The organism is Pelomicrobium sp. G1 (assembly GCF_051905455.1).
Taxonomy (GTDB): domain Bacteria; phylum Pseudomonadota; class Gammaproteobacteria; order Burkholderiales; family UBA6910; genus Pelomicrobium.
In genome coordinates, this window is record NZ_JBQACR010000002.1 from 307,400 (window position 1) to 333,928 (window position 26,529).

General features: G+C 65.8%; 22 protein-coding genes and 1 riboswitch. Of the genes, 9 read left to right on the top strand and 13 right to left on the bottom strand.

The window, feature by feature from the left end:
* Nucleotides 1-6: 6 nt before the first annotated feature.
* The 8 genes from ACTFO6_RS03585 to ACTFO6_RS03620 form a co-directional block, all read right to left on the bottom strand.
* Nucleotides 7-1,080: a FemAB family XrtA/PEP-CTERM system-associated protein gene (locus ACTFO6_RS03585; RefSeq protein WP_439933066.1), complete on the bottom strand. Its 1,074-nt coding sequence runs from the start codon at nt 1,078-1,080 to the stop codon at nt 7-9.
* Nucleotides 1,081-1,083: 3 nt separating this feature from the next.
* Nucleotides 1,084-1,896: an XrtA system polysaccharide deacetylase gene (locus tag ACTFO6_RS03590; protein ID WP_439933101.1), complete on the bottom strand. Its 813-nt coding sequence runs from the start codon at nt 1,894-1,896 to the stop codon at nt 1,084-1,086.
* 107 nt (nt 1,897-2,003) lie between these two features.
* Entirely contained in the window at nt 2,004-3,170 is a 1,167-nt protein-coding gene (gene wecB, locus ACTFO6_RS03595) for a non-hydrolyzing UDP-N-acetylglucosamine 2-epimerase (RefSeq protein ID WP_439933067.1), read from the bottom strand.
* Complete coding sequence (locus tag ACTFO6_RS03600) at nt 3,170-4,303, bottom strand: XrtA/PEP-CTERM system-associated ATPase (RefSeq protein WP_439933068.1); 1,134 nt, start codon at nt 4,301-4,303, stop codon at nt 3,170-3,172. Before ACTFO6_RS03600 ends, wecB begins: the two co-directional genes overlap by 1 nt.
* Nucleotides 4,304-4,306: 3 nt before the next feature.
* Entirely contained in the window at nt 4,307-6,304 is a 1,998-nt protein-coding gene (locus ACTFO6_RS03605) for a TIGR03016 family PEP-CTERM system-associated outer membrane protein (RefSeq protein WP_439933102.1), read from the bottom strand.
* A 35-nt stretch (nt 6,305-6,339) separates the two neighbouring features.
* The gene (locus tag ACTFO6_RS03610) at nt 6,340-7,260 is read right to left on the bottom strand and encodes an XrtA-associated tyrosine autokinase (protein ID WP_439933069.1); all 921 of its coding nucleotides are present in this window, start codon (nt 7,258-7,260) and stop codon (nt 6,340-6,342) included.
* Between the two features lie 10 nt (nt 7,261-7,270).
* Nucleotides 7,271-8,839 carry an XrtA system polysaccharide chain length determinant gene (locus tag ACTFO6_RS03615; protein ID WP_439933070.1) on the bottom strand — a complete coding sequence of 523 codons (1,569 nt, stop codon included), beginning with the start codon at nt 8,837-8,839 and terminating at the stop codon, nt 7,271-7,273.
* A gap of 90 nt (nt 8,840-8,929) precedes the next feature.
* Nucleotides 8,930-9,568, bottom strand: coding sequence for an XrtA/PEP-CTERM system exopolysaccharide export protein (locus tag ACTFO6_RS03620; protein WP_439933071.1), 639 nt, complete (start codon nt 9,566-9,568; stop codon nt 8,930-8,932).
* 190 nt (nt 9,569-9,758) lie between these two features.
* On the opposite strand from ACTFO6_RS03620, the gene ACTFO6_RS03625 reads away from it, so the two are divergent.
* Nucleotides 9,759-10,625 (top strand): ThiF family adenylyltransferase, encoded by an 867-nt coding sequence (locus tag ACTFO6_RS03625; protein WP_439933072.1) that lies wholly within the window; start codon nt 9,759-9,761, stop codon nt 10,623-10,625.
* 24 nt (nt 10,626-10,649) lie between these two features.
* Here ACTFO6_RS03625 and ACTFO6_RS03630 read toward each other — a convergent pair whose 3' ends face one another.
* The gene (locus ACTFO6_RS03630) at nt 10,650-11,339 is read right to left on the bottom strand and encodes a class I SAM-dependent methyltransferase (protein WP_439933073.1); all 690 of its coding nucleotides are present in this window, start codon (nt 11,337-11,339) and stop codon (nt 10,650-10,652) included.
* Nucleotides 11,340-11,752: 413 nt separating this feature from the next.
* Here ACTFO6_RS03630 and pepA point away from each other — a divergent pair, with 413 nt between their 5' ends.
* From pepA to ACTFO6_RS03645, 3 genes are all read left to right on the top strand, one after another.
* Entirely contained in the window at nt 11,753-12,553 is an 801-nt protein-coding gene (gene pepA / locus ACTFO6_RS03635) for a flocculation-associated PEP-CTERM protein PepA (protein ID WP_439933074.1), read from the top strand.
* Nucleotides 12,554-12,735: 182 nt separating this feature from the next.
* Nucleotides 12,736-13,998, top strand: coding sequence for an ABC transporter permease (locus tag ACTFO6_RS03640; protein ID WP_439933075.1), 1,263 nt, complete (start codon nt 12,736-12,738; stop codon nt 13,996-13,998).
* Nucleotides 13,976-15,253, top strand: coding sequence for an ABC transporter permease (locus ACTFO6_RS03645; RefSeq protein WP_439933076.1), 1,278 nt, complete (start codon nt 13,976-13,978; stop codon nt 15,251-15,253). The genes ACTFO6_RS03640 and ACTFO6_RS03645 overlap by 23 nt, the downstream gene beginning before the upstream one ends.
* Here ACTFO6_RS03645 and ACTFO6_RS03650 read toward each other — a convergent pair.
* Nucleotides 15,250-16,614, bottom strand: coding sequence for a DUF1302 family protein (locus ACTFO6_RS03650; protein ID WP_439933077.1), 1,365 nt, complete (start codon nt 16,612-16,614; stop codon nt 15,250-15,252). The two genes, ACTFO6_RS03645 and ACTFO6_RS03650, sit on opposite strands and share 4 nt — an antisense overlap.
* 352 nt (nt 16,615-16,966) lie before the next feature.
* Nucleotides 16,967-17,725, bottom strand: a complete 759-nt coding sequence (locus ACTFO6_RS03655) for an ABC transporter ATP-binding protein (RefSeq protein ID WP_439933078.1) — start codon at nt 17,723-17,725, stop codon at nt 16,967-16,969.
* 53 nt (nt 17,726-17,778) lie between these two features.
* On the opposite strand from ACTFO6_RS03655, the gene ACTFO6_RS03660 reads away from it, so the two are divergent.
* The 4 genes from ACTFO6_RS03660 to ACTFO6_RS03675 all read left to right on the top strand — a co-directional run bounded on the left by ACTFO6_RS03660 (nt 17,779) and on the right by ACTFO6_RS03675 (nt 22,695).
* A complete protein-coding gene (locus tag ACTFO6_RS03660) occupies nt 17,779-18,558 on the top strand; it encodes an outer membrane lipoprotein-sorting protein (RefSeq protein ID WP_439933103.1) in 780 nt (259 codons plus the stop codon).
* A 406-nt stretch (nt 18,559-18,964) separates the two neighbouring features.
* Nucleotides 18,965-19,549, top strand: a complete 585-nt coding sequence (locus ACTFO6_RS03665) for an N-acyl amino acid synthase FeeM domain-containing protein (RefSeq protein ID WP_439933079.1) — start codon at nt 18,965-18,967, stop codon at nt 19,547-19,549.
* A 418-nt stretch (nt 19,550-19,967) separates the two neighbouring features.
* Nucleotides 19,968-20,561 carry a hypothetical protein gene (locus tag ACTFO6_RS03670; RefSeq protein WP_439933080.1) on the top strand — a complete coding sequence of 198 codons (594 nt, stop codon included), beginning with the start codon at nt 19,968-19,970 and terminating at the stop codon, nt 20,559-20,561.
* Nucleotides 20,562-20,585: 24 nt separating this feature from the next.
* Nucleotides 20,586-20,670, top strand: a riboswitch (cyclic di-GMP riboswitch).
* A 315-nt stretch (nt 20,671-20,985) separates the two neighbouring features.
* Nucleotides 20,986-22,695, top strand: a complete 1,710-nt coding sequence (locus tag ACTFO6_RS03675; protein ID WP_439933081.1) for a S8 family serine peptidase — start codon at nt 20,986-20,988, stop codon at nt 22,693-22,695.
* Between the two features lie 80 nt (nt 22,696-22,775).
* Here the strand turns inward: ACTFO6_RS03675 and ACTFO6_RS03680 are convergent, their stop codons facing one another.
* Both ACTFO6_RS03680 and ACTFO6_RS03685 read right to left on the bottom strand, forming a co-directional pair.
* Nucleotides 22,776-23,432: a PEP-CTERM sorting domain-containing protein gene (locus ACTFO6_RS03680; protein WP_439933082.1), complete on the bottom strand. Its 657-nt coding sequence runs from the start codon at nt 23,430-23,432 to the stop codon at nt 22,776-22,778.
* Nucleotides 23,433-23,820: 388 nt separating this feature from the next.
* Complete coding sequence (locus tag ACTFO6_RS03685) at nt 23,821-24,540, bottom strand: YdcF family protein (protein ID WP_439933083.1); 720 nt, start codon at nt 24,538-24,540, stop codon at nt 23,821-23,823.
* A 488-nt stretch (nt 24,541-25,028) separates the two neighbouring features.
* Here ACTFO6_RS03685 and ACTFO6_RS03690 point away from each other — a divergent pair, with 488 nt between their 5' ends.
* Complete coding sequence (locus ACTFO6_RS03690; protein ID WP_439933084.1) at nt 25,029-26,417, top strand: TIGR03013 family XrtA/PEP-CTERM system glycosyltransferase; 1,389 nt, start codon at nt 25,029-25,031, stop codon at nt 26,415-26,417.
* The last annotated feature ends 112 nt before the right edge of the window (nt 26,418-26,529 follow it).

Below are 26,529 nucleotides of genomic sequence, written 5' to 3' on the forward strand. Positions count from 1 at the left end.
TCCGGACTACCCTAGATGGCGCACGATGCGGGGCCCCAGCGCGTTGGCCACCCCAAGGGGCAGGCGCCGCCAGAGGGCGATGAAAGCCCGGTACTTGGGGTTGAGGGGATTGTGCTGGGGAATGGCGGTTCCCCGGTACAGGCAGTACTCGTAATGGAGGGGCGAGGGCTCGAACCCCCAGTGGCGCTTGAAGTCGTAGGACCCGGTGCCCCGCTTGCTCCTGCCGTAATCGAAGACCCGCACGCCCCGCTCGCATGCGCGCCGCATGAGCTCCCAGTACTTGAAATCGTTGGCCGCCAGCTCCCGGGCGCTGGCGTCGTCCCCGGCGTAATAGGGCAAGACCTCGTCCCGAAAATAGAAGGAGAGCACGCTGGAAAGGGGACGGCCCGCGGGGTCCACCACGGTGAGCACCTCGCAGTCGCCGCCGAAAGCCTGCTGGAGGGCCCGGAAGTAATCCTGGGGCAGGGCCGGCGTGCCGTGGCGGTGCACGTTGTCCGCGTAAAGGCGGAAGAAGCGGTCCACCGTGGCGTCGATCTCGCTGCTCAAGCCCGCCTTGATGCCTTTGCGCACCATGGCCCGCTGCTTGCGGGGAACCGCGTTCAGGTTCACTTCGGGTTCCGGAGCCAAGGTCTTGCGGAAGGTCACGTAGAGATCCTGGCGCGGCCAGGCGGGCTCCCGCGGCTCCCGATGGCGCAGCTCCAGGTGATCCACGCCCAGGTCCCGGCCCAGGGCGCGGGCGGCCTCGATGAGGGCGCGCCGGGCGCCCTCGCGGACCGCGGCGACGCCTCCGTACGCGCAGAAAGGCAGAGAGGTCAGGCGGTGGCCGAAGAGGAGGCTCTTCATTTCCGCCAGGGGCAGCACGCCCACCACCTCGCCGCCCTCCTCGGCCAGGAGGTAATGGGTGCGATGGCCGAAGACGCCCTCGATCACCTCTTTCCACTCGATGCGATGGAAAAAGGTCGCCTCCGGGCAGCCGGCCACGAAAGCGGACCAGCGGGCCCGATCCGCGTCCCCGTAGCGTCGCACGGCGATGCCGGCTGCCTTCTGCCGCGGGACGAGTACGCGCTCGATGCCCCCCATGCCTCAGTCCTTGAGAAACACCCGGTCCACCCGGTCCCAGGCGAAATCGTCGAGCAGGCGCTTGAGCCGCCGTTCGGTGCGGGCGAGGTTCAAGTAATGGCGGAAACGGGCCTTCAGCGCCACCCCGGGGACCCGGGGCTGTTCCGGGTCCAGCTCCCAGGGATGGAAATAGAACACGGCGGGCATGCCGTCCACCCGGTTCACGCGCCGGAGGAAGGCCCGGGACACCGCGTAGGGAAAGAGGCGGAAATAGCCGCCGCCCCCCGCCGGCAGGTTGGCGTTCCACAGCCGCGCCGTGGTCACGGGCACCTCCAGGAGCCCCGGTCGGGGCGAGTAAGGGAAGCGGGGCGCCTCGGGCATGCCATAGTGGTCGTGGCGCACCGGATAGACGCTGGAGCTGTAGCGGTAGCCGGCTTCCAGCACGCAGTCGAAGGCCCAGGAGTTGTGCCGGTTGAAGGAAAAGCTGGGGGCCCGGTAGCCTTTCACCGGCTGGCCGGTGATGTCTTCCAGGAGGGACTTCGCCCGTCGGATGTCCTCCAGGAACGCCGCGGGCGGCTGATCCCCCGCTCGCCGGTGGCCATGGCCGTGGCTCGCCACTTCGTGCCCCGCCTCGGCGATCGCTTTCACCAGGCGGGGATAGCGCTCCGCCACCCAGCCCAGGACGAAGAATGTAGCCCGCGCCCTGGCCCCCGCGAGGAGGGTGAGCACTCGCTCCACGTTGCGTTCCACCCGGCAGGGAAACCGCTCCCAGGCGTCCCGGTGGATCTGGGGCTCGAAGGCCGACACATGAAAGTAGTCCTCCACGTCGATGGACATGGCGTTGACCACGGTGGAACCGTCGGCCCTGGGAAGACCATCGGTCAAGGGAAGGCCGTCGGCCACGGGAAAGCCGTCGGCCGTGGGCCGGGGTGCGGGATCCGGCCTCATGGCGAAACCCGGGTCAAGGGCCCTTCAGCCGGCCGGCGGGCGAGCCACCCGGCGAGATGGGCGGCGATGCGCTCCGCGGCGTGGCCATCCCAGCCTTCGGGTCGTCGTCCCTTCTTTCCCCGCCCGGCCAGGATGGCCTCCACTAGGGAGAGGATCAGCCCCCGGTTGCGGCCCACCAGAGTGTTGGTGCCCTGCTCCACCGTGATGGGACGCTCGGTGTTGTCCCGTAGGGTCAGGCAAGGAACCGACAGGGCGGTGGTCTCCTCCTGCACCCCGCCGGAATCGGTGAGCACCACCCGGGCTGCGCCCAAGAGGCCCAGCATCTCCAGGTAACCCGCCGGGGGGAGCAGGGCGATGGAGGGGGTGGCGAAGCGGGCAGCGAGGCCGAAGCGCTCCAGGTTGGCGCGGGTGCGCGGATGAACGGGCCAAACCAGGGGCAAGCGCTCGCTTACCGCCTTCAGGATCTCTACCGTTTCGGCCAGCGCTTCGGGCTCGTCCACGTTGGAGGGACGGTGCAAAGTGACCAGCCCGAAGCCCCGCTCGTCGATGGAAAAGCCGGCCTTGCCCAAGGTGGACGCCGCTGGCACTGCATGGGGCAGATGGCACAGCAGGGAATCGATCATGACGTTGCCCACGAAGTGGATCTTCTCTGGCTCCACACCTTCCCGGGCCAGGTTCTCCGCCGCCGCGGGCTCGGTGGTGTAGAGCACCTCGGCGAGCTGATCGGTCAGGAGCCGGTTGATCTCCTCCGGCATGGTGCGGTCGAAGCTGCGCAAGCCCGCCTCCACGTGGACCACGGGCACCGCCTTTTTCACCGCCACCAGGCTGCAGGCCAGGGTGGAGTTGACGTCACCCACCACCACCACGCAGCTCGGTGCGTAGTTGTCCACCACCGGCTCGAAGCGGCGCATGATTTCCGCGGTCTGCAGCGCGTGGCTGCCCGAGCCCACCTCCAGGTTCACGTCGGGGGGCGGCAGCCCCAGGTCGCGGAACAACTGGTCGTTCATGAGCCAGTCGTAGTGCTGTCCCGTGTGCACCAGCACTGCGCCGGGCAGATCCCCCCGGGCGGAAAAGGCGCCGAGCAGAGGCGCCATCTTCATGTAATTGGGGCGCGCCCCCACCACGCACAGGATGGGTCCCTGCTTGCCGTCCGCAGCGCCCATCAGCCTCGCTCCCTCTGCCTGGCTGCGGGCTTCGCCCCCGGCGCGCCGGAACTTTCCTTGCGCACCAGCTCGCTCAACAGGTCCAGCACCGTGAACATGGCCCGCTCCAGCCGCAGCAGCCGTTGCTGCAGGCTCACCGGGTCCATGCCTTCGGAGCTGCCCAGGCCACCGGCTAGCTCCAGGCCTTCCCCGGGCCCGAGGCTGTCGGCCGGGCTCCCCTGTCCTGCCCCGGCCGCCGCTTTAGGGGCCGCCCGCTCCCTGGTGGCCCCCTGCTCGGCTGGCGCCGGGGCGCCCTCGTCCTGGGACACGGCCAGGTCCAGGCCGCCCTCGTCCTTCATCTCCGCGGTCACCGCGCGCACGTCCTCCCCGCGGAAGACGTGCTTTTCCGCCAGATAGCCAGCGAGGAGCAGGCGGTTGCACAGCGTGTTGATGCGCCGGGGAACGCCGCCGGTGGCGCCGTAGATCTCGTCCATGGCCTCGGCGTCGAACTGGGGATCGCCTACCCATCCCACCCGCGCCAGGCGGTGCTCGATGTAACCCTGGGTTTCCTGGCGGTCCATGGGACCCAGGTGGTAGGAGGCGATCACCCGCTGGCGCAACTGCTTCATGCGGGCGCTGCGCATCACTTCCCGCAGCTCGGGTTGCCCCACCAGCACGCTTTGCAGCAGGGCGTGGTTACCGAGCTGAAAGTTGGACAGCATGCGCAGCTCCTCCACCGCCCGGGGGCTCAAGTTCTGGGCCTCGTCCACGATCAGCAAGGCCCGCTTGTGCCGCGGCACCAGGGCGGTGAGGTAGGCCTCGATCTCGGCCAGCAGCTCCGCCTTGTGGGGCGCCTTCACCGGGATGCCGAAGGCGGTGGCCACTGCCCGCAGCAGGTTTTCCGCGTCGAGCTGGGTGCTCACGAGCTGGGCCGCCACCACTTTCTGCCGGTCGAGCTGCTCCAGGAGGCTGCGGATCAGAGTGGTCTTGCCCGTGCCGATCTCGCCGGTGATGACGATGAAGCCTTCCCCCTGGTACATGCCGTATTTGAGATAGGCGAGGGCGCTCTTGTGGCCGCGGCTCGCGTAGAGGAAAGCGGGGTCCGGGTTGAGCTGGAAGGGCTTGCCTTTCAGCCCGTAGAAGGCTTCGTACATGGCTCAGAAGCGGTGGTCGAGGCCGACGAATACCGCGAACTCGTTGTAGTTGTTGAACAGAGGATCGTCGGAGTCGAACTGCTGGTACCGGGCGCCGGCCAACCCCCGGGTTTTGGGGGCGAGCTGGGTGGAATAGGTGAGCCGCACGCTGTTCTGCTCGGAATCGGGGCGGCTGCCCGCAAGGGTTTGCTCGCGCTTGGTGCGGGTGTGGGAGAGCAGCAGGTTCACGTTACTCAAGCGGGTCAGCCGCAGGGTGTAGGAAATCGACGCCCCGATCTGGGTGAACGGCTGGTCCACCAACAGGAGTTCCGGAGGCAAGGTCGCATTGGTCGTGGAGACCGGCTCGTTGTCACTATAGAAGACCGAAAAGACAACGGTGTTACGCGCTCCGTTGATGGCGGCGGAGGCCTCGTAGCGCTCCCGCAGGAAGATCCGCTGGGTGAAAAAGCGCAGCGGCGTATTGAGGAAAAGAGGAATCTGGTTCTCCTGCAGGAACTGGACCACGGCGTTGAAGCGCTCCACCGGGTCCGGGATGCGCGCGGCGAAGATGGCGTCCAAAAGCAGCGGCGTGAAGCCGGGCTGCAGGGTGAAGAGTTCCTGGGGGAAGTCGCTGATGTCGCGGGAGGCCGAGAGCCGCCACGCGGTGAGCCGGGTGCGGTGGGTGAGGTTGGCCCCGAAAGAGCTGCCGAAGAAGCGCTCCTCCCAGAAGCCGTTCACCGCCGTTCGCGGGGTCGGGCGCCAATCGAGGCCGGCGCCGTAGATGGCGCCCTCCTGATCAGTGAGCCCGAAATCGTTCTGCTCGTAGCCGCCCCGGGCTTCTACGCGGAAGGTGGGAACGACCTGGTAGGTGACGATCAGGCGTCCCAGGTTGTTGGTAAACGTTTGCTGGTCTTCGAACTTGGTCTCCTCGCGAAACGCTTCGGCGCTCCAGCCGATACGCCGGGTTGGCGCCGAGAGGCGCCCCAGCCACTTGGTGCGCCGGGCGTTGGCGAGGCTCTCCCGATCGGTGTCGGTCCACGTGGTCTCGTAGCGGCCGAGGTAGTCGATGTTGCCCACCGTCCGGCCCTGGATATAGGGCGAAACCCGCAGCCTGCGGGTCTCGATGCGATTATCGGTGTCGAGGCCCACGTCCCCGGGCTGGGGGCCGAAAGGGGAGACGAACTCCTGGGAGATGTCGGCGTTGGCGTCGATGAAAAAAAAGTTCTCGATGGCCTCCAGCTTGGCGGAGGAGGCGAGCTCGTGGGCGATGCGGCTGCGGGAGGTCTGATTCACGTAATACAGCAGCCGGGGAGAGTAGTCGGCGGAAAGCTTGAGCCGCCCCCCCTCTCCCCGGATACCGATGCGGGGCCGCACTTCGGTGTAGAGGTCGCCCTCCTCCCGACCGCTGGGAGCAAGGTTCACGTTATCGGTGTAGGTTGCCCGCGCTGACACCCCGCTTTCCAGCCTCCAGTCGGCGCCGTGGGCGGCGGCGGCGAGGAGGCCGAGCGCCGCCCCCAGTACGAGCCCGCCGCAATGGCTAACATGCCGCTGGAAAGCTACCCCTCCTCCTCGGGGAGGAAAGCCCGCCCCCTCCCCTGCAAGGGGGCGGAGCGGGGGTTTCGCAGAGCACTGCTCTGGGCTCGCAGAGCCGGCCCGGCCTGCCTGCCGGGCCGTGGGCGGGCTGGGGTGGGGATGGGCTCCCTCCCCTTCAAGGGGAGGGTTGGGGTGGGGATGGGTTCCCTCCCCTTCAAGGGGAGGGTTGGGGTGGGGATGGGTTCCCTCCCCTTCAAGGGGAGGGTTGGGGTGGGGATGAGTTTTCATGCTCGCCGCCAGACCCCACCTCCATCCTGTCCTTCCCCAAAAGGTGAGGCATCGACTAAGCGCCAGTGTCCAGCTTGAGAGACAGTCCCAGGGCCGTAGGGTGCATTGAGCGAAGCGAAACGCACCGAACCAGGGACGGCGACCACTCGAAAAGCGCTGCGCTGAAGCGCACCCGATAGCTTTCCCGTTGCGGATGGACATGGAGGCGAAGACCGCGGTCAGCCGGCGCAAGGGCGTCAATCCGAAAACTGCTGGCGATAGCCGTAGTAGGAGCCGACCTCCGACTCGAATGCCTTGTTCAACACCGTCATGACCACTGGGCAGGGCTCCAGGGTCTCCAGGGCCTGCTGCACCGTGGCGTGGGTGGTGCGGTCCGCCTCCACCACCAGCACGATCTGGCCCATGTAGGTGGCGAGCACCCGCGCCTCCGGAGTGGCAAGCAGGGGCGGCGAGTCGAAGACGATGACGCGGTCGCTGTAGCGGTAGGCCATCTCGTTCAGCAGGGTCCGCATGGCCTCGCTTGCCAGGAGCTCGGTGGCGTGGGGGTGCCGGCGCCCCGCCAGCAGCAGGGACAGGCGTTCCACATTGGTGCGCAACAACGCCTCCGAGGGATCCAGGCCGGGATTGCTCAGCAGATCCAGCAGGCCGGGACCGGAATGCCGCACCCCCAGAATGGCCGGCAGCGACCGGCCGGCCACGTCCGTGTCCACCAGGAGCACGTAGGTATCCCGTTCCATGGCCATGCTCATGGCGAGGTTCACGGCCACGAAGCTTTTCCCTTCCCCGGGAACCGCGCTCGCCACCATGATCAGGTTGCCCCGCTCCACCGGCGCGGCGGAGCCGCCCCGGGCGTTCTGGAGCAGGGGCCACTTGATGACCCGGAACTCGTCCGAGAGCTTGGACTGGGGCATGTCGGGTACCACCATGCCGGCGGCCCGCATCCGTCCCAGATCGATCTCCACCCGGCGGCTGATCTGGCCCTGGGGCGCCTCCAGGGGATGGGAAAAGCCTTCGCGGCCGGCGCCCCGGTCCAGGTCGGGCGCCGGGTGGCCTATGGAGCCCAACGCGGGCTCGGCGCCGGTCAAACCGTCGGGCACCTGGATGCCCGACTTCTTGAGCTGTTCGAGCCGCTTGGCGGCTTGTTCGATGATACTCACGGAGGCGGCCTCACAGCAGAGGGGTTTTGGTCAAGGTGAACAGGATGCCCACGGCATAGCAGGCCACCAGCCCGGCGAGCCCGGCGGCGAAGGCCCCGATGCGGCGCCGGCGCTGGCGGGTGAGGGCCGGGCTCGGCAGCAGGGAAATGGTGCCGAGCACCGGCCGCCGGGTGACCTCCCGCAGCGTGCGGCTGTCGTGGAACGTGGGGAAGAGCTGGCTCACCAGGAAGCTCGCCAAGAGGCCCGCGCCGAGGGAGCCGGCGAAAACGACGGGCAGCAGCAGGGACCGGTTCGGCGCCACGGGCTTCGATTCGGCCCGGGGCGGGTCGATGACCCGGAATTCCCCGATTCCGCCCGAGCCCTGGAGCTCCTTGGACATGGCGGCCTGCTCCCGCCGGGCCACCAGGTTTTCGTAGGCGCGTTTTTCCACTTCGTAGTCCCGGTTCAGGCGCGCCAGCTCCGCCTCCATCTGGGGGATGAGGGCCTGCCTTTCCTGGAGCTGCCGGTAGCGCGCCTCGTAGTTGGCGACCCGGGCGCGCAGGGCCGCCACGTTGGCCTCGGCCGCCGCGAGGGACACCTTGATCTGCTGGTAGACGGGGTTGCGGTCGGCCGAGCCCATCGTCCCAGGACCCCCTCCGCTCGCGCGCCGCGCCTCGAGGATCTCTTTCCTCTCCTTTTCCAGCTCGGCGATGATGCGCCTGGTGTTCTGCACGTCCGGGTGCCGGTCCGTGTACCGGCGCAGCAGCTCGTCCAGGGCTTGCTTCAGGGTGGCCAGGCGCGCGTCGATCTCGGGCACCGCGCCCGTCTCCGCGGGCACGGCGGCTCCCGCATCGGGCAGGAACACCGGTTCTTCGCCGGCGAGCTCCCGCTTGAGGGCGTCCCGGGATTCCTCGGCCGCGCGCAGCTCCACCCGGGCCCGGGCCAGCTCCTCGCTCAAGGCGGTGAGCTGGCTGATGTAGTCCCGGTCGCCGCCCGCGCCCAGTCCCATGTACTTGAGGCGAAACTCCTTGAGCCGGTTCTCTGCGTCCTGCAGGCGCTTTTCGTAGATCGCGATCTGCTCGTTGATGAACTTCTCCGCCTGCTCCGCGTCGCTGCGCTTGTTCCCCAGGCTGGATTCCAGGAAGATGGAAAGGAGCGCCTGGACTACCCGCTTGGCCTGCTCCGGGTTGGTGTCCCGGTAGGAGATGGTGTAGAGATTGTCCTCTCGGCGGGCGGCCCGGATCTGCAGGCTGCTCATCATCCGGTCGATCAGCTTTTCCCGCTCCTGGGGCGACTTGATTCCCAGGTCGCTGTCGGTCATGCGCACCAGCTTCTCCACGTTGGGCCGGCTAATGAGGATCCGGCTCAGGATGGAGAGCTCCTCCGCCAGATTGCGCTGCACGGCGATGCCCGTCATTAGGGGCCGCAGCACCGAATCGGTGTCCACGTAGACCCGGGCCGAAGCCTCGTACCGGTCCGGGATCGAATAGACGACGAGCGCGCCCACGGCGCCCACCAGCCACGCCACCGCCAGTCCGTACCAGCGGCGGTGCCACATGCCGCGGGCCATGTCACGAAGCTGCTTGACCAGATGTTCCACCGTCTTCTCCGATGCCTTCCGGCGGGCTGCGCGACGCTACGGGGTCCGCCCCAGGCGGCTAGCAAGCTGCTGAAAAAACGCCCTCTCCCCTCAGAACCAGCTCTGGGGAATGACCAGCACGTCGCCCGGCTTCACTTCCACGTTGGCGGACACGTCCCCGTCCTTCAGCAGATCGTTCAGGCGCACGCTATACTGCTTGTTCCCTTCCGAGGTGCGCAGGATGATGGCCCGGTTGCCGTCGGCGAACTCGGTGACCCCGCCCACGGCGATCATGACGTCGAGCAGGGTCATCTTCTGGCGGTAGGGCAGCACCTGGGGCTTGGCCGCTTCGCCGATCACCCGGATCTGCTCGCTGAACGGGCCGATGAAGCCCGTCACCATCACCGTCACCACGGGATCGCGCACGTATTTGGAAAGCGCTTTTTCGATGTCCCGGGCGAGGGTGGTGGAGTCCTTGCCGATGGCCACCAGGTCCTCCGCCAGGGGCACGGTGATCTTGCCGTCCGGGCGCACGGTCACGGTGGTGGACAGGTCGGGGTTGCGCCACACCACCACGTTGAGGGTGTCGAGCGGCCCGATGATGTAGTTGTACTCCGGCGTGGCCGCCGTGGCCGGCGCGGGGGGCAAGTCGGACCGAGCGGCGCAGCCGCCGAGCAAAGCGGCCCATGCCAGCGTGATCCCGAGCAGGCGCCCATAGCGAAGAATGCCGGACGGATCGAACGAGCCCATAACCCACCTCTTGTTAATGGTTGCAGTGGACGGATTACGCCGCTATTTTAGCCCGGACGGATCTTTCCTGATCCACCCTGTCACGCCCGCAAGCCGCGGCGGCCGGGCAGAAAGCCTGTGCGTTTCCGAGCTTAGGCGAAGCGCCGCCGTCTGCCAAGGGGCCCAAGAAAAAGTAACATTCATTTAAATTTTGCGCTTGACATTCGACTATCAGCAGACTTTCTCCCGCAACATCGGCTGGGTGACCGCGGCCGAGCAGGCGCGGCTGCGGGGCTGCCGGGTCGCCATCGCCGGCCTCGGAGGGGTGGGGGGCGTCCATCTCGTCACCCTGGCGCGGCTGGGGATCGGCCGCTTCAGCCTGGCAGAGAGGGATGTCTTCGAGCCCGCCAACTTCAACCGCCAGCTCGGCGCCGGGGTGAGCACCGTCGGCCGGGCCAAACTGGAGGTGCTCTCGAGCCTCGCCCGGGACATCAACCCGGAGGTGGACATCCGGACGCTTCCCGATGGGGTCACCCGGGACAACGTGGGCGAATTCCTGCGGGAGGTGGATCTCTATGTGGACGGGCTGGACTTCTTCGCCTTCGAGGCGCGACGCCTGGTGTTCGCCGAGTGCGCGAGGCGCCGGATCCCGGCCGTCACCGTGGCGCCTCTGGGGATGGGGGCGGCGCTGCTCAACTTCCTGCCCGGGGGAATGACGTTCGAGGAGTATTTCCGCTGGAAGGGTTGTTCCGAGGAGGAAATGGCGCTTCGCTTTCTCATCGGGCTGGCGCCAGCCATGCTCCATCGGGCCTATCTGGTGGAGCCCGTCGCCGTGGACCTGGCGGCGGGGCGGGGCCCCTCCACAGCCATGGCCTGCCAGCTTTGCGCCGGCATCGCCGCCACCGAGGCGCTCAAGATCCTCCTGGGCCGGGGGCCCGTGCTCGCCGCGCCCCGCGGCATGCAGTTCGACGCCTACCGCAACCGGGTGGTCCACACCTGGCGCCCGTTCGGCAACCGCAACCCCCTGCAGCGGCTCGCCCTAATGATCGCCCGGCGTTTATTGGCGAAACGGTCTTAGGTTTCGTCGCTGACGCTTCGCCCATCACGCGCTCGCCCGCGGTTTGCGGGCGATCACGTCGTAGGTATTGCCCGAGATCTGTTCCTGCAAGATCTCGAAGCCTGCCACAAGCATCCGCCGGCGCACGTCCTGGGGCTCGTAGGGGGAAAAAAGAATCCCTTTGCCCATGCCCCAGGCGTTGATTTTGTTGGCGATCCAACGCAGCGGCCGCGGGCCCCGCGGGTAGAGCAGGACGTTCGCCGCGAGCCTGCCCCCCGGTTTGAGCACCCGGAAAACCTCCCGCAGGCCCGCGTCCACGTCCGGGAAGCAGTGGAGCGCGTTGGCGATATTGGCCGTGTCGAAGCGATCGTCCGGAAAGGGCATCGCGGCGACGTCCGCCAGATGGAGTTCCACATGAGGCTTTCCTGCAAAGCGCTTGATGGCCCCCGCCAGCATGGGCTCGGCGTAGTCGATTCCTACGACCCGAACTTCGGGAAGGCCCTTCCATTTGCGCCATCGCAGCACCAGTTCGGTCAGAGTGCCGGAGCCCACCGCCACCTCGAGGTGCTCCGGGCCCATGTTCTGTCCAAACAGGCGGAGTTGCGCCGTCAGCGTGCTCCGGTAAGCGAAGGTCAGAATGAAAAACCCGCGGACGTCGTACCACCAGGGAGGTGAAGAATAGGCTTGGGCGATTTTCTCCAAGGTCTTCTCGTGCTCGGACCGACTTGCTCCCATGGTTTGCCTCCCATCGATGGCATGCGGGTGCCTGGCGGGCTGTCGGGCATTTTTACAGGGCCGGCTACCCTGATCGCCTTCGGTCCCTGTTGGGGGTGCCTGTACCCAGATCCGCCTTTTCCCTCTCGTGCCCTTTTCGAGGCGGGCACGGGAGGGCTCATTGGGGGCCGCAGCCTTGAGGATCGCCCCGTCCGGGCTGAGATTATGGGTGAGCGTGAACGCTGCGCCAAAGGCTTTGTGGAAGTACCTCTGTAGAAATTGTCGGGGAAATTTACATTCCAGCTGAAGCACGGGAAGAGGCGGCCTTCACAGGATTGTTTTTTAAGCTTGTTTTCGGCCTGGCACGATCGGTGCTAAGTATCCGGGCAGGATTGCGGGATTTGCCTTCTTAAACGGATAAACGGAGAAAGATCATGGAAAAACTTCTGAGCAAGGCGCTGGCTACGACCGCGGTGGCCCTGGGGTTTGGCTTGGCCAGCCTGCCCGCGAGCGCCGTGGGGCTCTTCAACGAATTCACGATCGATGAAGGAGGCGTGCCCGGAAGCAGTTCGGTGACCTTCGTGGCCGACAAGATAAACGGCGCGTATACCGAAAAGATTACCTTCGACGGTATGGGCGGATTCGACGCGGCCGCCTTTGCTGACTTCGGCCAATATTTCGCGAACGATGGGACGACGCTGATCACGATTTCCCAGCTAAACACGAACTATGGACTGTACGCCCTGTTCGAGTCCTCGGGAACGGTCACCCCGCTCGGCCCCCCGTTTCCTGCGGGTTCGGCAATTTTTACCGGCACGTCCGGCGGGTTTAGCCTCTTCCTCGACCCCGACCAAAATACCACCAAGACTCTGGGGGCCACCGGGAGCGATCCCATCACGCTGGCGAATAATGCCGACGATATTCTGATCGCCTTTGCCACCGACCTGACCTCCGCCACCGGCACGCTGGTGGCCGGCGTTGGCGGATTCTTCGATCTGGTCTTTAACGACTTTACCCTCACCCCTGCCGGCGCGTCGTATTTCGTTGCACCGAGCCCCTTCTACTTCCGGGTCAACGTGGACGGGGACTTCGACAGCTTCTCCATCACGGGCACCCAAACGGTTACCGGCGACGTGAGCGCGGTGTTCGTGCCGGAGCCCGGGACCCTCGCCCTGGTCGGCATCAGTCTGCTGGGTCTGGGGGGATTGAGCCGGATTCGTCGGGCCCGCGCGTAAGCCTTCTCTTGAGACTTAACGCATCGGGTTAGCCAGCCAAGCCCCGGCCGCCAACTAGGCGGCCGGGGTTTTTTTCGGGACTTTCCTTCCCCCACTGGACCGCTTGGCCGCGGGTATCCCAGAATACCCGGAGGGTTGGCCGGTGCCCGCCGACCCTTGCCGTTCAACCCGATGGCCGAGAGATGAGCGCACTGGCGGTTCGCGGCGGGGCCTTCTTGCACGGTCTCACGACCGATTTTTTTCTGGCTTATCGCAATGTGGCCCGCCAGGGCCACCGGAGCCTGGTGGCCATGGGGGCGATCATTGCCGGCGTGGCCCTGTACATGCTCGCCGCCGGCTTCATCGACTGGTCGTTACGGATGGGGCGTGAATGGACCATCCGCGCCCATTTGGGTCATCTGCAGGTGGCGAAACGAGGCTATTTCGAGTCGGGAGCGGCGGATCCGTGGGCGTTTCTGATCGATCCCCAGGTGGACGTCGAAGGAGCGCTCCGGGGGAGCCGAGAGATCACCGAGACGGCGCCGCGCCTTTCCTTCTCCGGCCTCGTCAGCCTCGGCGATGCGACGCTCTCCTTCTCCGGCGAAGGGGTGGATCCCCGCCGCGAAGGGGGGCTCGCCCGCGCCGTCGTGATCGAGCGCGGGCAACCCCTCGACGCCAACGATCCGCGTGGCGTGATATTGGGCCAGGGGCTTGCCTTGAATCTGGGCGCCAAAGTGGGCGACACGGTCGTGTTGCTCGCCACCACGCGCACTGGCGGGGTGAACGCCGTCGAGGCCCGGGTGCGGGGGCTTTTCTCGACGGTGACCAAGGCCTACGACGACTACGCGCTGCGTGCGCCCATCGGGCTCGTCCAAGAATTGCTCCGGGCTTCCGGCGCTCACAAATGGTTGGTCTTGCTCAACGAGACGGAAGCGACCCCCGAAGTATTGGCGCGCCTCCGCCCCCGTCTCGAGGCGCTGGGGCTGGAGATCGTGCCCTGGTTCCGGTTGGCGGATTTCTATAACAAGACCGCGGCGCTTTTCAAGCGCCAGGTGGGTTTCGTCAAGCTCATCATCGCGGTGATTATCGTGCTCAGCATCTCCAACGTGCTCACCATGTCGGTTCTGGAAAGAACCTGGGAAATCGGCACAGCCCTCGCGCTGGGGGCAAAGCGACGGCAGATCATGCAACGCTTCGTCGGCGAGGGCCTGCTGATCGGGCTCGCTGGGGGAGGGCTGGGAGCCCTCCTGGGAGCCGTCGCCGCGGCGGTGATCTCCGCCGTTGGCATTCCCATGCCCCCCGCCCCCGGCATGGGCCGGGGTTACACGGCCGAAATCGCCGTGAGCTGGTCCCTCACGGCCGACGCCGCCCTTCTCGCTTTGGTCACCGCCTTTTTCGCCAGCCTCTATCCGGCCTGGAAGGCGGCGAGCCTGCCCATCGTGGATGCCCTTCGTCACAGCCGTTGAGCTCATGTCCCGTATCCGGCTGCGCTTCGAGCGCTTCGCTATTTTGCTGGGACTGGCCGCCCGCAACGTCGCCCGGCATCGGCTGCGCACTGGGCTCACGCTGGCGGCCATCGGGTTCGGGGTGAGCGGGTTGGTGCTGACCGGCGGCTTCGTCCAGGACATCTATATCCAACTGGGAGAGGCCATCATCCGCTCCCAGACCGGCCACGTGCAGGTTGCCCGGAAAGGCTTTTTCACCTATGGCTCCCAGGCGCCGGAGAAGTACTTAATCGAAGACGCCACTGCCCTGGCGAAACGCCTGGAAGGCCAGTCCGGCGTTACCCAAGTGATGGGGCGCCTTCACTTTTCGGCCTTGCTCGGCAACGGCCGCACCGACTTGCCGGTCGTCGGCGAAGGGATCGAGCCGGACAAGGAGGCGCGGCTGGGCACCTATATGGTGATCCAGTCCGGGGAGCGCTTAAGCTCGCGCCATCGCTACGGGATTCTCGTGGGCGAGGGGTTAGCGAGGGCCCTCAAGCTCGGGCCCGGCGACACCGTGACCCTGATGACCACCGCGATGGGGGGCGCGGTGAACGTCCTGGACTTCGAGGTGGTGGGGGTGTTCCAAAGTTACTCCAAGGACTACGACGCCCGGGCGGTCAAGATCCCTCTGGAGGCGGCCCAGGAGCTGCTCGCCACCTCCGGCGTGAACGTGCTGGTGGTGGAACTCGGTGCCACCGGAGCGACGGACCGTTTCGCCGCCTCGCTCCGAAGCCGGTTGGAAACGGCGGGCCTCACCCTTCGCACCTGGCGGGAACTTAGCGACTTCTACGAAAAGACCGTGGACCTGTACGAGCGGCAGTTCGGGGTGCTGCGCCTGATCGTGCTGCTCATGGTGCTGCTTTCCGTCGCCAACACCGTGAACCTGAGCCTCTTCGAGCGCATCGGCGAGTTCGGCACCATGTGCGCCCTGGGAGACCGGCGCCGCAAGGTGTTTGGCCTGATCATGACGGAAGGGCTGTTGATCGGCTCCATCGGTGCCGGGATCGGGGTCGCGCTGGGAGTGGGACTGGCGGCGGCGATCTCCGCCGTCGGCATCCCGATGCCGCCGCCCCCCAACGCCAACTTGGGCTACATGGCCCGGATCCAGCTCGTTCCCGGAGTAATCACGGGGGCGGCGCTGGTGGGCGTCTTCGCCACCGTGCTGGCCACCCTTCTGCCCGCCCGCCGCATGGCGCGGCTTTCCGTCGTGGACGCGCTGCGGCACAACGTCTAGAAATCGTGGCGCAGCTCGGTATAGATTCGATCCCGGTTGCCGTAGCGGCCGAAGAACCCGTCCTGCGGCCCGGTGAAGATATCGAGCCCGAATCCCAGGGTGGTGTTCTTTTCCAGCAGCCAGTTGAGCCGCGGGCGGATGAGCCCGCCCGCGTCCTTGAAGCTCTGGATCCAGAGGAGCTGGGGCTCGAACCGAGCCCCCAGCTTGGTGGTGAGCCGGAGGCTTCCGCCGAGGCCGTCGGTCTTGATGATGTGACCCCCGCCTCCCCCGTCCAGGAAAGCGCGCTGAAACGCCTGCACGTTGAGGTGGGTGGCTCCCCCCAGGGAGAAATCGGCGCCGGCGATGACGTCCAGGGTCTCCTGCTCCACCACCCCGTTAGGGGCCGCGGGATCGGTCACGCCGAAGCGTTGACCGTGGGTATAGACCGCCTCCGCCCGCAGCACGAAAGCGCCCAGGTCCTTGCTCAAAGTCCCCCCGAGCTGCCAGATGCGGTCGTAGCGGGGCTGGAATCGGGCGGGCAGTCCGGGTCCGGCCGGCGCCAGGCGGAAGAAGGTGGGATGGGCGCTGAAACTCCGGTAATAGAAGAGCGACCAGTCCCAGCCGGCGGTGAGGGTATTGAAGCGAAGCCCGTAGTTGCCGTTGCCAAGGGTGCGGGCCGGGCGCTCCGGGTCCATGAACAGGGCCGCCGCCTCGGGGGGCGTCGGCGAAGGCAGAGGCACGGGGTAGAAATCCGAGCCGGGCTTGCCGATGTCGTCGAACACGGGAACGGGGATCCAGACGAGTTCCAGGTGGGCGTCCCCGGCGAAGTACTCCGCCCGCGCCGCCCATTGGGGAATGCGGATGACATCGAAGCCGGGCAGGAGGAAGTCCCGCAGATCCCGCGCCGAAACCACGTCGGCGAAGAACAGCCCCACCACCTCGCCCCACACGATATTCTGCGCGCCGACGCGCAAATCCCATCCGGCGAGGGGAAAGTCCAGGTAGATTTCCCGCCAGAACGCCTCCAGCCGCTGGTCTTCCTTGACCTTGGGCAAGTAGAACTCGGAGGCGAAATAGACCGGGTCCGCGTCCACCCGGGCGCCCGCTTTCCACCGCAGGCCATTCCCCAGGCGCCCTTCGGCTTCGAGCTGGGTGCGTGCCACTGCCCGGGACCAGTGGGTGGGTTTGCTGTACGTGTAGGCCAGGGTGGAGTCGAGGAATCCGCCCCACTTGACCGCAGGAGCGCTTTCTTCGGCCGGCGCCAGCCCGAAAAGCTCCTCCCGGCTGCTGGGCAGCGGCGCGCCGGCATCCCCCGCGCCATGGGCTTCGGCCTGGGCCAGCCGCAGCGCCCCGTCTCCGGCCTTGACAGGCACGACGCTCACGTCATCCCGCCGGCCGTCAGCGGGCAGGGGGCGCCTTGGCGCACCGTTCACCGGCGCTGCCCGGTGCGCTTCGCCTCGCTCTACGCGCCCCACGGTTTTTGTCTCGGGGTGTTCGATGGATGCCGAGCCGTCCCTGGGAAGGGGTGGCGGGCTTGACGCCGCCTGTTGAGCGGCAAGACTCGCTAGCAGACCGCCCAGCGAGGACGCGCTCATCGGGTAGGGGGCAGGCACCGACCCTTCGAGCCGTGAACTATCCCGCTCCATGGCGGCAGGCCCGGCGGGCGCGGCCCAAGCCGCGCTGGCCAGGCTCGAAGCTGCCAGCCCGGCGAGCAGCCCAAAAGTGCTATGCCGCTTAATGGGACCTCCCCGCCACGTCGAGGGCACCCCCCCGCTTGCGGGCGTCCACCGCGACCCAGCGGTCGCCGGCGCGCACCGCGAGCCGGGTGATCCGACCGTCTTCGATCTGCACCAGGCGGTCGGCCATGTCCATCACCTTCTGATCGTGGGTGGAAAAGACGAAGGTGGTGCCGAGCCGGCGGTTGATGGCCCGCATGAGCTCCAGAATGCTGCTCCCGGTGCGATGGTCCAGGTTGGCCGTGGGCTCGTCCGCCAGCACGATGCTGGGATGGGTGGCCAGGGCCCGGGCGATGGCCACCCGCTGGCGCTGGCCGCCGGAGAGCTGGTTGGGGCGATGACGGGCGAATTCCCTGAGCTGCACCACGTCGAGGAAATGGGCGACCCGCGCTTTGCGCTCCTTGCGGGACAGCTCCGGAAACTGGAGCAGCGGGTACTCCACGTTCTCCTCCGCCGTGAGCACCGGGAACAGGTTGAACGTCTGAAAGATAAACCCGATGGTGCGCCCGCGCAATCCGGCGAGCTGGTCGGGCGTTTTCCCGGTCACGTCCTGACCGTTGACGAAGACCCGTCCCTCGGTGGGCGTGTCGATGCAACCGATCAGGTTGAGCAGCGTGGACTTCCCGCTCCCCGAGGGGCCGGCGATGGCCATGAAAACGCCCGCTTCGACCGCGAGGGACACGTCCTCCAGCGCCTTGACCGTCTGCGTACCCAGCCGGTAGATTTTGGTCACGTGCTCAACCAGGACGACGCTCATGGCATGGCGTGTTCGGAAACGCTCGTCTCTCGGTTGCAGTCGTTAAGCGCATGATGTCCGCGCTTCCGGCTCGCGGCCTCGCGACAACGGCGTTCGCTTGCGTGGCAGCGCTCGCTTTGACGGCCGTGTCTCTCGGCGCCGCTTCCCCTACCACGGACGCCGATGCGGTTGCCCGTAGTATAGTGGAAAAGGCCGACGCGATCCGATTTCCCCAGGAGGGGTTCGAAGTCGACGTCGCCATCACCACCACCAGCGATGGCGCCACCACCGAGAACCGCAAGTACCGCGTCCTCTCCAAGGGCAACGACAAGACCATCGTGATGGTGACCGAGCCCGCCTCCGAGCGAGGCCAGATCCTGCTCATGCGGGATCGGGACCTGTGGGTTTTCCTTCCCAACGTTTCCCAGCCGGTGCGGCTTTCCTTGTCCCAGCGCCTGACGGGCCAAGTGGCCAACGGGGACTTGGCCCGGGCCAATTTCACGGGGGATTACGCGCCCCGGCTGTTGCGCGAGGAGACGATCGAGGGGAAAGACTATTATGTGCTGGAGCTCAACGCCGTGGACCGGGGGGTGACCTACCACAGGGTGATCTACTGGGTCCAGAAGGCGAATTTCTTTCCCTACAAGGCGGAGTTCTACTCGGTGTCGGGCCGCCTGCTCAAGACCTGCCAGTACGAGGAGTTCCAGACCATGGCGGGGCGGGTGCGGCCGACCCGGCTGGTCATGCGGGATGCCCTGCGGGAGGGTGAGGTTTCGATACTGGAATACGCCAACATGAAGCTGCGCGACCTGCCCGACAAGGTCTTCACCAAGGATTACCTCAAGCGGCTGTGATGGGACGGGTTCCGTCCAGCCCTGTCGTCGATCGACGACAACAGGGGTTGCCAGGGTTGATCAGGCTTGCACCGCCGCATCGCCCGCCTGGGCGTTTTGGCTGTCGCATATCGGCGACAGGAAACGCGCCGCTCATTCGGTCGCCTGATCTCTAATGCGTTGAAAGGTAAACTTATATCGGTGGTGGCCCGGTTTTTGCCATGGAGGGGAGCATCGATTCTCGGGCCTAGGGGAGGGGTGGCACCGTATGGCGCCATACGAGGCATGGGGACTGCTGTCCGCGGTCCCAAGCACGGTTTCCTTTGTTTCTTCGGATTCTTTTCTGGCTGCGTTCCGCGCCCGGCGTTCAGGGCAAGACGAAGAGGGCGAGGCATCCCGCACTGCGGCCCAGGAGGCTCTCTCGAGAATGCCGTCCGGGTCCATGAAAGTGGTGGTGGCCCGCTCCAGGCGCGAGCACGAGTCCGCCATCACCCTCGTCCGCCAGAACTACGCCCGGCGCGGGTACCGCACGTCTTTCCTGACGGAACCGCCGGCGGCCGGTCGATCGCAAGGCCTCTACCGCCACGTCACCTTGCTGGCCCAGCAGGGTGAGCGGGCCGTGGGGACATTGACCCTGGGGCTCGACTCCAGCGCCGGGCTTTCGGTGGACGAGGCCCACCGCTGCGCCGTGGACGCGATCCGCGCCCAGGGGCGCCGCGTATGCGAGTTGATCCGGCTGGCGGTGGACGTCGGCGAAACCTCCAGATCGGCGTTGGCGCTGCTGGTTCACTCGGCCTACCTGGTCGGTCGGCTGGTGCATCGGGCCACCGATGTCTTCATCGAGGTGAATCCCCGCCACGTCGCTTTCTATGAGCGGGCTTTCGAGTTCCGCCGGCTGGGCGAGCCGAAAATGTGCCCCCGGGTCCAGGCCCCTTCGGTCCTCATGCACCTGGAGCTCTCCCAGCTCGACCGGCGCATAGGCCTGGCACGTCCCCTGTTCCAGGCCGCCTGAATTCCTCAACCTCAACTGACTCCCCCTACGCCCGTCGTCCACCGGGCCACGGGCACTCGTCTCGTCCAACGGCTTTTTTGCTCGACGGCGCAGCGACGGGCCCGGCTCCGAGCCCCGACCTGTCGGCAGACCTTACGATCTTAAGACGAACTCGACGATAGGGATAAAAAGCATCTGATTTCAAAAAGCATATTTGTCGGCATGGGGCTTGCTCCCCACTCGGGGGGCTTGTTCAAAAGAGGAGAAAACACCCATGCAAAGGTTTTGCCATTCCAAAACTTGGATCCAACATGGGCTGGCCGCACTTTTGTGGACTGCTGTCAGTGTCGCCCAAGCGGGGATCATCACCCAATGGACCACCACGGGGAGCTCAGCCCCCGCCTCGGGGCCCCGAACTTTTTCCTCAGGAGGGGAGGTTTTGAGGGCGTGGGCCTATTCCACCGAATACGAGAACGGAACGGGCGTTTTCAATCCAGCCAAGCTGGGCCTGTACAGCGGCGGCCTGGGGGTAAAAAACAACTACCCGGATGATAACGTGAGTGGGGATAGCAAGCGGGAAGCGGTGTCGCCTTACCATGCGGTGGACAATCACCGGCACGTAGATCTGGTGATCTTCGAGTTCCCTGACGATCATTACAGCCCCTTGAGCTTTGAGATCGGCTACAAATCGAAGGATGCGGACATCCACGTGTGGTTTGGCGGTGCCGCGCTGGGCCCGGGTTTTGACTTCAGCGGACAAAGCTTCGCCACCCTGGCGTCTCTGGGCTTTTCGGACTTCTGGTCTTTCACCAACGTGCCGGTCAATACGCCTCAACTCCTTACGGGCGCAGGCTACGGCCGCTACCTGGTGATTGCTGCCGCCCCGAAAACCAGCACCAAAGACTTGGACGCCTTCAAAATCAGCCGAGTGACCGCAGAGCTTCCTGAGCCCGGGACCTGGGCGCTGGTAGGGGTCGCCTTGACGATGCTCTTCCTGCTCAGCAGCCAAAAACAAAAATTGACAAATCAATAAACTTCGACTACTTTTTAAAGCGACACCTGAAAAAGGCAAACCTGGCGTGAGCCAGGGGCGCAAAGTCACCAGTCTGGCGGCACTGGCCTCAGACAGTGGGACTGCCAGGGGTCGGGGCATGTACGAGCGTCGCGCGTTCTTCGGGTCGGCGCAGTCCAAGGGACAACCTCTCTCCCGTTCCATGTGACCCGCCATTGGCTTCCCCCCTGTTTGCAGCCGGCAGGCCGCTTACCCAGGGGAGAACGTTATGGTGCCCGCTATTCCTGTTCCGGAAGTTCAGCAGCCGCTCCGGTATCTTCAACCTCGCCGTTTTGACCTGCTCCGTGCCTCAGCCTGGAGGCGAGGGACGCAATGGCGGTACTGGCTCGCCGCTGGCCTCTCCTGCGGCGCCCTGCTGAGCGCGCCCCTCGCCCACGGCGAGGTCGTGGCCGAGAGCCAGGTCCAGGATGGCAAAGTGGTGCGCTACGTCAAAGGCCGCCTCCTGGTACAGCCGCGGGCGGGGATCGGGATGAGCGAGTTCGAGAAAATCCTGAAGCCGTTCGGCGCCCGGGCGAAAGCAAAGCTCGGTCCGCTCAACGTCCACATCATCGAATTGCCGGTCCAGGCGAGCGAGGTGGCGATGGCCCAAATGCTGGCCCGGCATCCCCACGTCAAGTTCGCCGAGCTGGATCGGGCGGTGGAGCCCGCCCAGACCACCAACGATCCCGCCCTGGGCAGCGCCTGGCATCTCCCGAAGATCGGCGCCAATACCGCGTGGGATCGTTCCGTCGGTGAGGGAGTGACAGTCGCCATCCTGGATACCGGGGTGGACGGCAACCACCCGGACCTTACCCCCCATCTGGTCGCTGGGTGGAACTTTTACGACAACAATGCCACCACTTCGGACGTCCATGGGCATGGCACCAAGGTGGCGGGCGCGGCCGCGGCGGTGGGCAACAATGCCTTGGGCGCGGCGGGCGTAAGTTGGCGCTCACACATCATGCCCCTGCGGGTGACCGATAGCCAAGGTTACGGTTATTACAGCCTCATGGCCCAGGCCCTGGTCTGGGCGGCCGACCGTGGGGCGCGGGTGGCCAACATCAGCTTCTTGAGCGTGTCTTCCAGCAGCACGGTGCGGGAGGCGGCCCAGTACTTCCGCAACAAAGGTGGCATCGTGGTGGTGGCGGGCGGCAACACAGGGGGCGAGCTGGGGGATCCGGCGAGCGATGCCATCACCGCCGTCTCGGCCACCGACAGCTCGGACAACCGGACTTCCTGGTCCAGTTGGGGCAAGCACATCGACGTCGCGGCGCCTGGAGTGAGCATTTACACCACAACGCGAGGGGGCGGCTACGGGGGCTTCTCCGGCACTTCCGCTTCGAGCCCCGTGACGGCTGGGATCTATGCCCTCATGATGGCGGCCAACCCCAGTCTGGATCCGGCCAGCCTGGACCGGACCCTTTTCGAGACGACCCTCGATCGGGGACCGGCGGGCTATGACCCCTACTATGGTCATGGCCGGGTGGACGCGGCCGCCGCCGTCTCGGCTGCCCAGGGCCTGGTTGCCAAGGATATCCAGCCGCCGAGCGTGGCCATCGTCTCCCCCACTGGCGGTAAAGTCAGCGGGCTGGTGCCGGTGGACGTGAGCGCCAGCGACAACGGGGGCGTCGCCCGGGTGGAACTCTATGCCAACGGGCGCTTGGTGGGCACGGAGACGACGGCGCCCTATCGCTTCGGTTGGGACACCTCCGCCCTTCCCGACGGGGAGGCCTCCCTCCAGGCGAAGGCGGTGGACGCGAGCGGCAACCTAGGGAGTTCCGCTACCGTCTCCGTCACCGTCGCCAACGACACCGTGGCCCCGACCGTCAGCTTCTCCAGCCCCGCCAACGGGGCCACGGTGAGCGGTACCGTGAACGTGAGCGCGAGCGCCACCGACGACAAGAAAGTCGCCAAGATCTCCCTCTCCATCGACGGCAAGGAAGTGGCGGTGGCCTACGGCTCCAGCCTGAGCTACACTTGGGATACCGGGTCCCGGAAGGCCAAGAGCAAAGGACGATGGGAGGCCCGGTCGAGCTCTACTTCCACCCTGACCGCCCGGGCAGAAGATCCTGCGGGCAACGCGGGCAGCGCCTCGATCACCGTCAAGCGGCAGTAAAGCAGCGAAAGCGCTAGCATAAAAGCAGAAAGCCCGCTGATCAGGCGGGCTTCTGCTTTATTGTTATTGTGGCAAAAACTTCAATCGATTCGCCGCCGGGCGTAGCGGCGGACGGCGCCGAGTCCCAGGAGCGCGGAGCCCAGCAGGAGCAGGGTGCCCGGCTCGGGCATTTCTTGGGGCGGCGTGCCTCCCCTGCCGTAGAGGGACATATGGGAAATGTTTTTCAAACTGCCCTTATGATTACCCCACATGGACCACGTGCCGCACAGGTCCGCGCCCGCGGGAATCGTGGGCGTGACAAGCCCTGTGAAACCGACACAGGAATTGGCGCTCATGTCGAGGATGAACCACACCCACTGAATCTGGCCGAGGGAGGGAGGCGGCGGGTCGGGATTGGTAACTTCATCGCCCGTGCCCCCGTCCTTGAGCACGATAAGAAGCTGGCTGAACGGCACAGCCGCCAAATCAATGTACCAATTGCCTTGGCTGCCGCCCACCGGCTCGAAGGTCAGAGCGGTCGAAGGCAGACTTTCATCTCCCTCTTTGTCGATCAGGGCCCAGTCAGCGAAGCCTCCCGGGGCGACGGAATTCACCGCGCTGGCGCTATCGTTGCTGGGGGTACCCAGGCCGCAACTGGTGGCATCCGCGAGAAACGGGTCCGGGTTGAAAGCGGTATCCACCGTACACGCGGCCGCCTGCGCTGATCCGGGCGCAAAGCCGAAAAGGGCAAGCGCCATTGCCACCACCCCTAATCGAAGGGCTCTTCCCATTGCAGTATTCATGTTCTTATCCCCCAAGTCGGTTTCAACGCATTAGAAGCATATACCGCGCCATGGCAGTAGGGTATTGATTCGCCATACAATGTTCGCTTTTTGAAGGGGGGATGCACCGAATTCGTAAACTGGGTCGACACCTTCCCACCAGCAGTCGAGATTGAGACGCGCTCCGCCCCTTCAGAGAAAGGGGGAGCAGTTCGACCCGGTTAAGGAAAAAAAATCCCAAGTCATTGACGCCATGGGCCGATCTGAAAGCCCTTGCAATGTGTAAAAAGCATCGACATGGACTGGGTGGGAATGGCCTCATTGCCGCTATCCGACGCAGAGAGCGAATCCGCATCGAACTTTTTTATTTGTTGAGACCCAGATACCGCGCCGCGTTGGCAAGAAGCTCGTACAAGGCGTAATAGCTTCCCCGCAGCGCGCCCATGTTGGGGAGCCATTCGAAAATCGTCTCCCCGGTCCAGGCGGGGAGCCCCGTCGGGGCGGGAATCACCTCGATCCCCGCCGCTTCGAACTCGGCCCGGGCCCGGCGCATGTCGAAGGCGTGGGCCACCAGAACGGCCCGTCCAACGTTCGCCTGGCGGAGCAGCGAAGCCGAGAGGACCGCGTTTTCGTAGGTGTTGCGGGACTGGGCTTCCACCCAGCGCACCGGCACGCGGTATTCCGCCTCCAGCACCGCCTTCATGAGTTCGGCCTCGGGGGGTCCTCGATGGGCGGCGCCGCCGGACACCAACACGGGAAGGCCGGTCAGGCGGGCGATTCGCGCCCCGTAACGGAGGCGCTCGAGACTCAAGGCGCTCAGGGTGTCCCCGCCGTACTCCACGGCCTCCGGCCGGATGCCGCCGCCGATGATGATCACGGCCTGGGCCTGGGTCGCCCGGCGCAAGTCCAGGACGGGGTCGTCCTGCAAGAGGAGGCCCAGGCTCCAGGAAACCATCGGCAGGGACAAAGCGAAGAGGACGAGCACGCCGGCCCACGCCAGCGCTTTCCCCAACGCTGGCCGGCGCCTCAGGAACAGCAGCCCCGCCGCAGCGAGCAGCAGGGGCCCCGCGGGTGGGAGCACCATCAGAGCCAGAATTTTCTTCGTGTAAAAAAAGGATTCCATCGCGGACACTGTAGACAAGCGAAGAGGACCGGGAGGAAGATTTCTTGGCGCGGACAACCCCTTGCGGCTATCATGCGGAATCGATATGAAGAAATGATCATCTTCCCCCTTCGCAGAACCATAACAAAACTTAACACACCCTCCACTTTTCTGACGCACGGCCCGGTCTATGATATAGACTGGCATCGGGATGAGGCACAGCCGTTGTAGCCAGTCGACAAGAAGCAGGTAAGCACGCCTTCGCCCGGGGATGACCGGGCGGTTTCAATTTCTCGAAAGCGATCCTGTTAATCCTCGATCCGTCGAGGAGGCGAGACTCATCCTCACGGATTCGAGGGCGACCTGTGCGGCCCGACGCCAGGGGGAACAACCGGTTCGAAAAAATCGGCTTAAGAACCAGCAACAAGCAAGAAAAGAAGCAAGAAGGCAACCGACGGGAGTGGCGGGCCATGCTCAGGTTCTTCAGTTACCGGGTGGCACTGGCCAGTTTTTGTGAGCTGGCGGCGGAAGCGGGGCTGTTTTTCATCGCCATGGTGGCGGCGGTGGCGCTGGCCGCCCAAGGAGCGAAGCCCTCGGGCGGCACGATGCTTTCCGCCGCCTTGTTCTTTGCCGGCTTGATGGTGGCCGTCAACGGCTCCCTGGGGCTGTACCGGCAGACGCGAACGGGCAATCGGCTTCAGGTGCTGAGCGGCCGCGTGGCCTTGATGCTGGTGGTGGGCTGGCCGGTAGCCTATGCCGCCTTCCATCTTCTTCCCCACGGAGATCTGTACCAGAGCGTCCTCGGCTACGCCATGCTGCTCGGGCTCGGGGCGGTGGTGCTGCTCCGCGGGGCGATGCCCCAGGACAACCGGTCCCGGCTTTTCGCCCACCGTATCCTGGTGCTCGGCGCCGGCCCCGATGCGCTCAACGTGGAGCGAGCGCTCGCTTCCCTTTCCCAGCCGGCGGTCGAGGTGGTGGGCTTCTATCCGCTCAAGGATGGTACGCAGCCCGCGGTGCCCCAAGGGAAGATCGTCGGCGATGCTTCGCCCCTGCCGGAACTGGTGCGGCGGCTGAACGTGCACGAGGTGATCGTGGCGGCCCGGGAACGGCGGGGGGGCGTGCTGCCCCTGCGGCAACTGCTCGATTGCCGTCTGCGGGGCGTTCGGGTGACCGACCTGCCCACCTTCTTCGAGCGGCTGAACGGAGAGGTGCACATCGAATCCCTGAAGGCGAGCTGGCTCATCTATGGGGACGGTTTCCGTCAGGGCATTGCCCGCACCCTGGTGAAACGGGCGTTCGACCTGGTCGCGGCGGGCCTGCTCCTCGTGGTGGCGGCTCCCGTCATGGTGCTCGCGGCCATCGCCATTTTTCTGGAGAGCGGGCGGCCCATCGTCTTCAAGCAGGAACGGGTAGGGGCGGGGGGCAGGACGTTCAACCTGCTCAAGTTCCGCAGTATGCGCCAGGACGCGGAAGCGGACGGCAAGCCCCGTTGGGCGTCCGAAAAGGATGACCGGGTGACGCGGGTGGGGCGTTTTATCCGCAAGACCCGCATCGACGAGTTGCCCCAGCTCATCAACGTCTTGAAGGGGGACATGAGCTTCGTGGGCCCGAGGCCCGAGCGGCCCTATTTCGTGGCCGAGCTGACCGAGCAGATTCCGTTCTATGGCGTGCGGCACAGCGTCAAGCCGGGCATCACCGGCTGGGCCCAGGTCCGCTATTGCTATGGTTGTTCCGTGCAGGATGCCCGCAAGAAGCTGCAGTTCGACCTTTATTACGTGAAAAACCACAGCCTTCTGCTCGACCTCGTGATCCTGTTCGAGACAGTCCGGGTCGTTCTCCTGGGAGAGGGCGCACGGTAGCCCGGAGCCTCACACAAGATCTCCCGAGGGATGGCAGGGGGCGCAACGGGACGGCGGCTCCCGGCGGGCGACGTTCGATGTCTACCCGTTTTCCATCGCCCAAGCCCGGTCC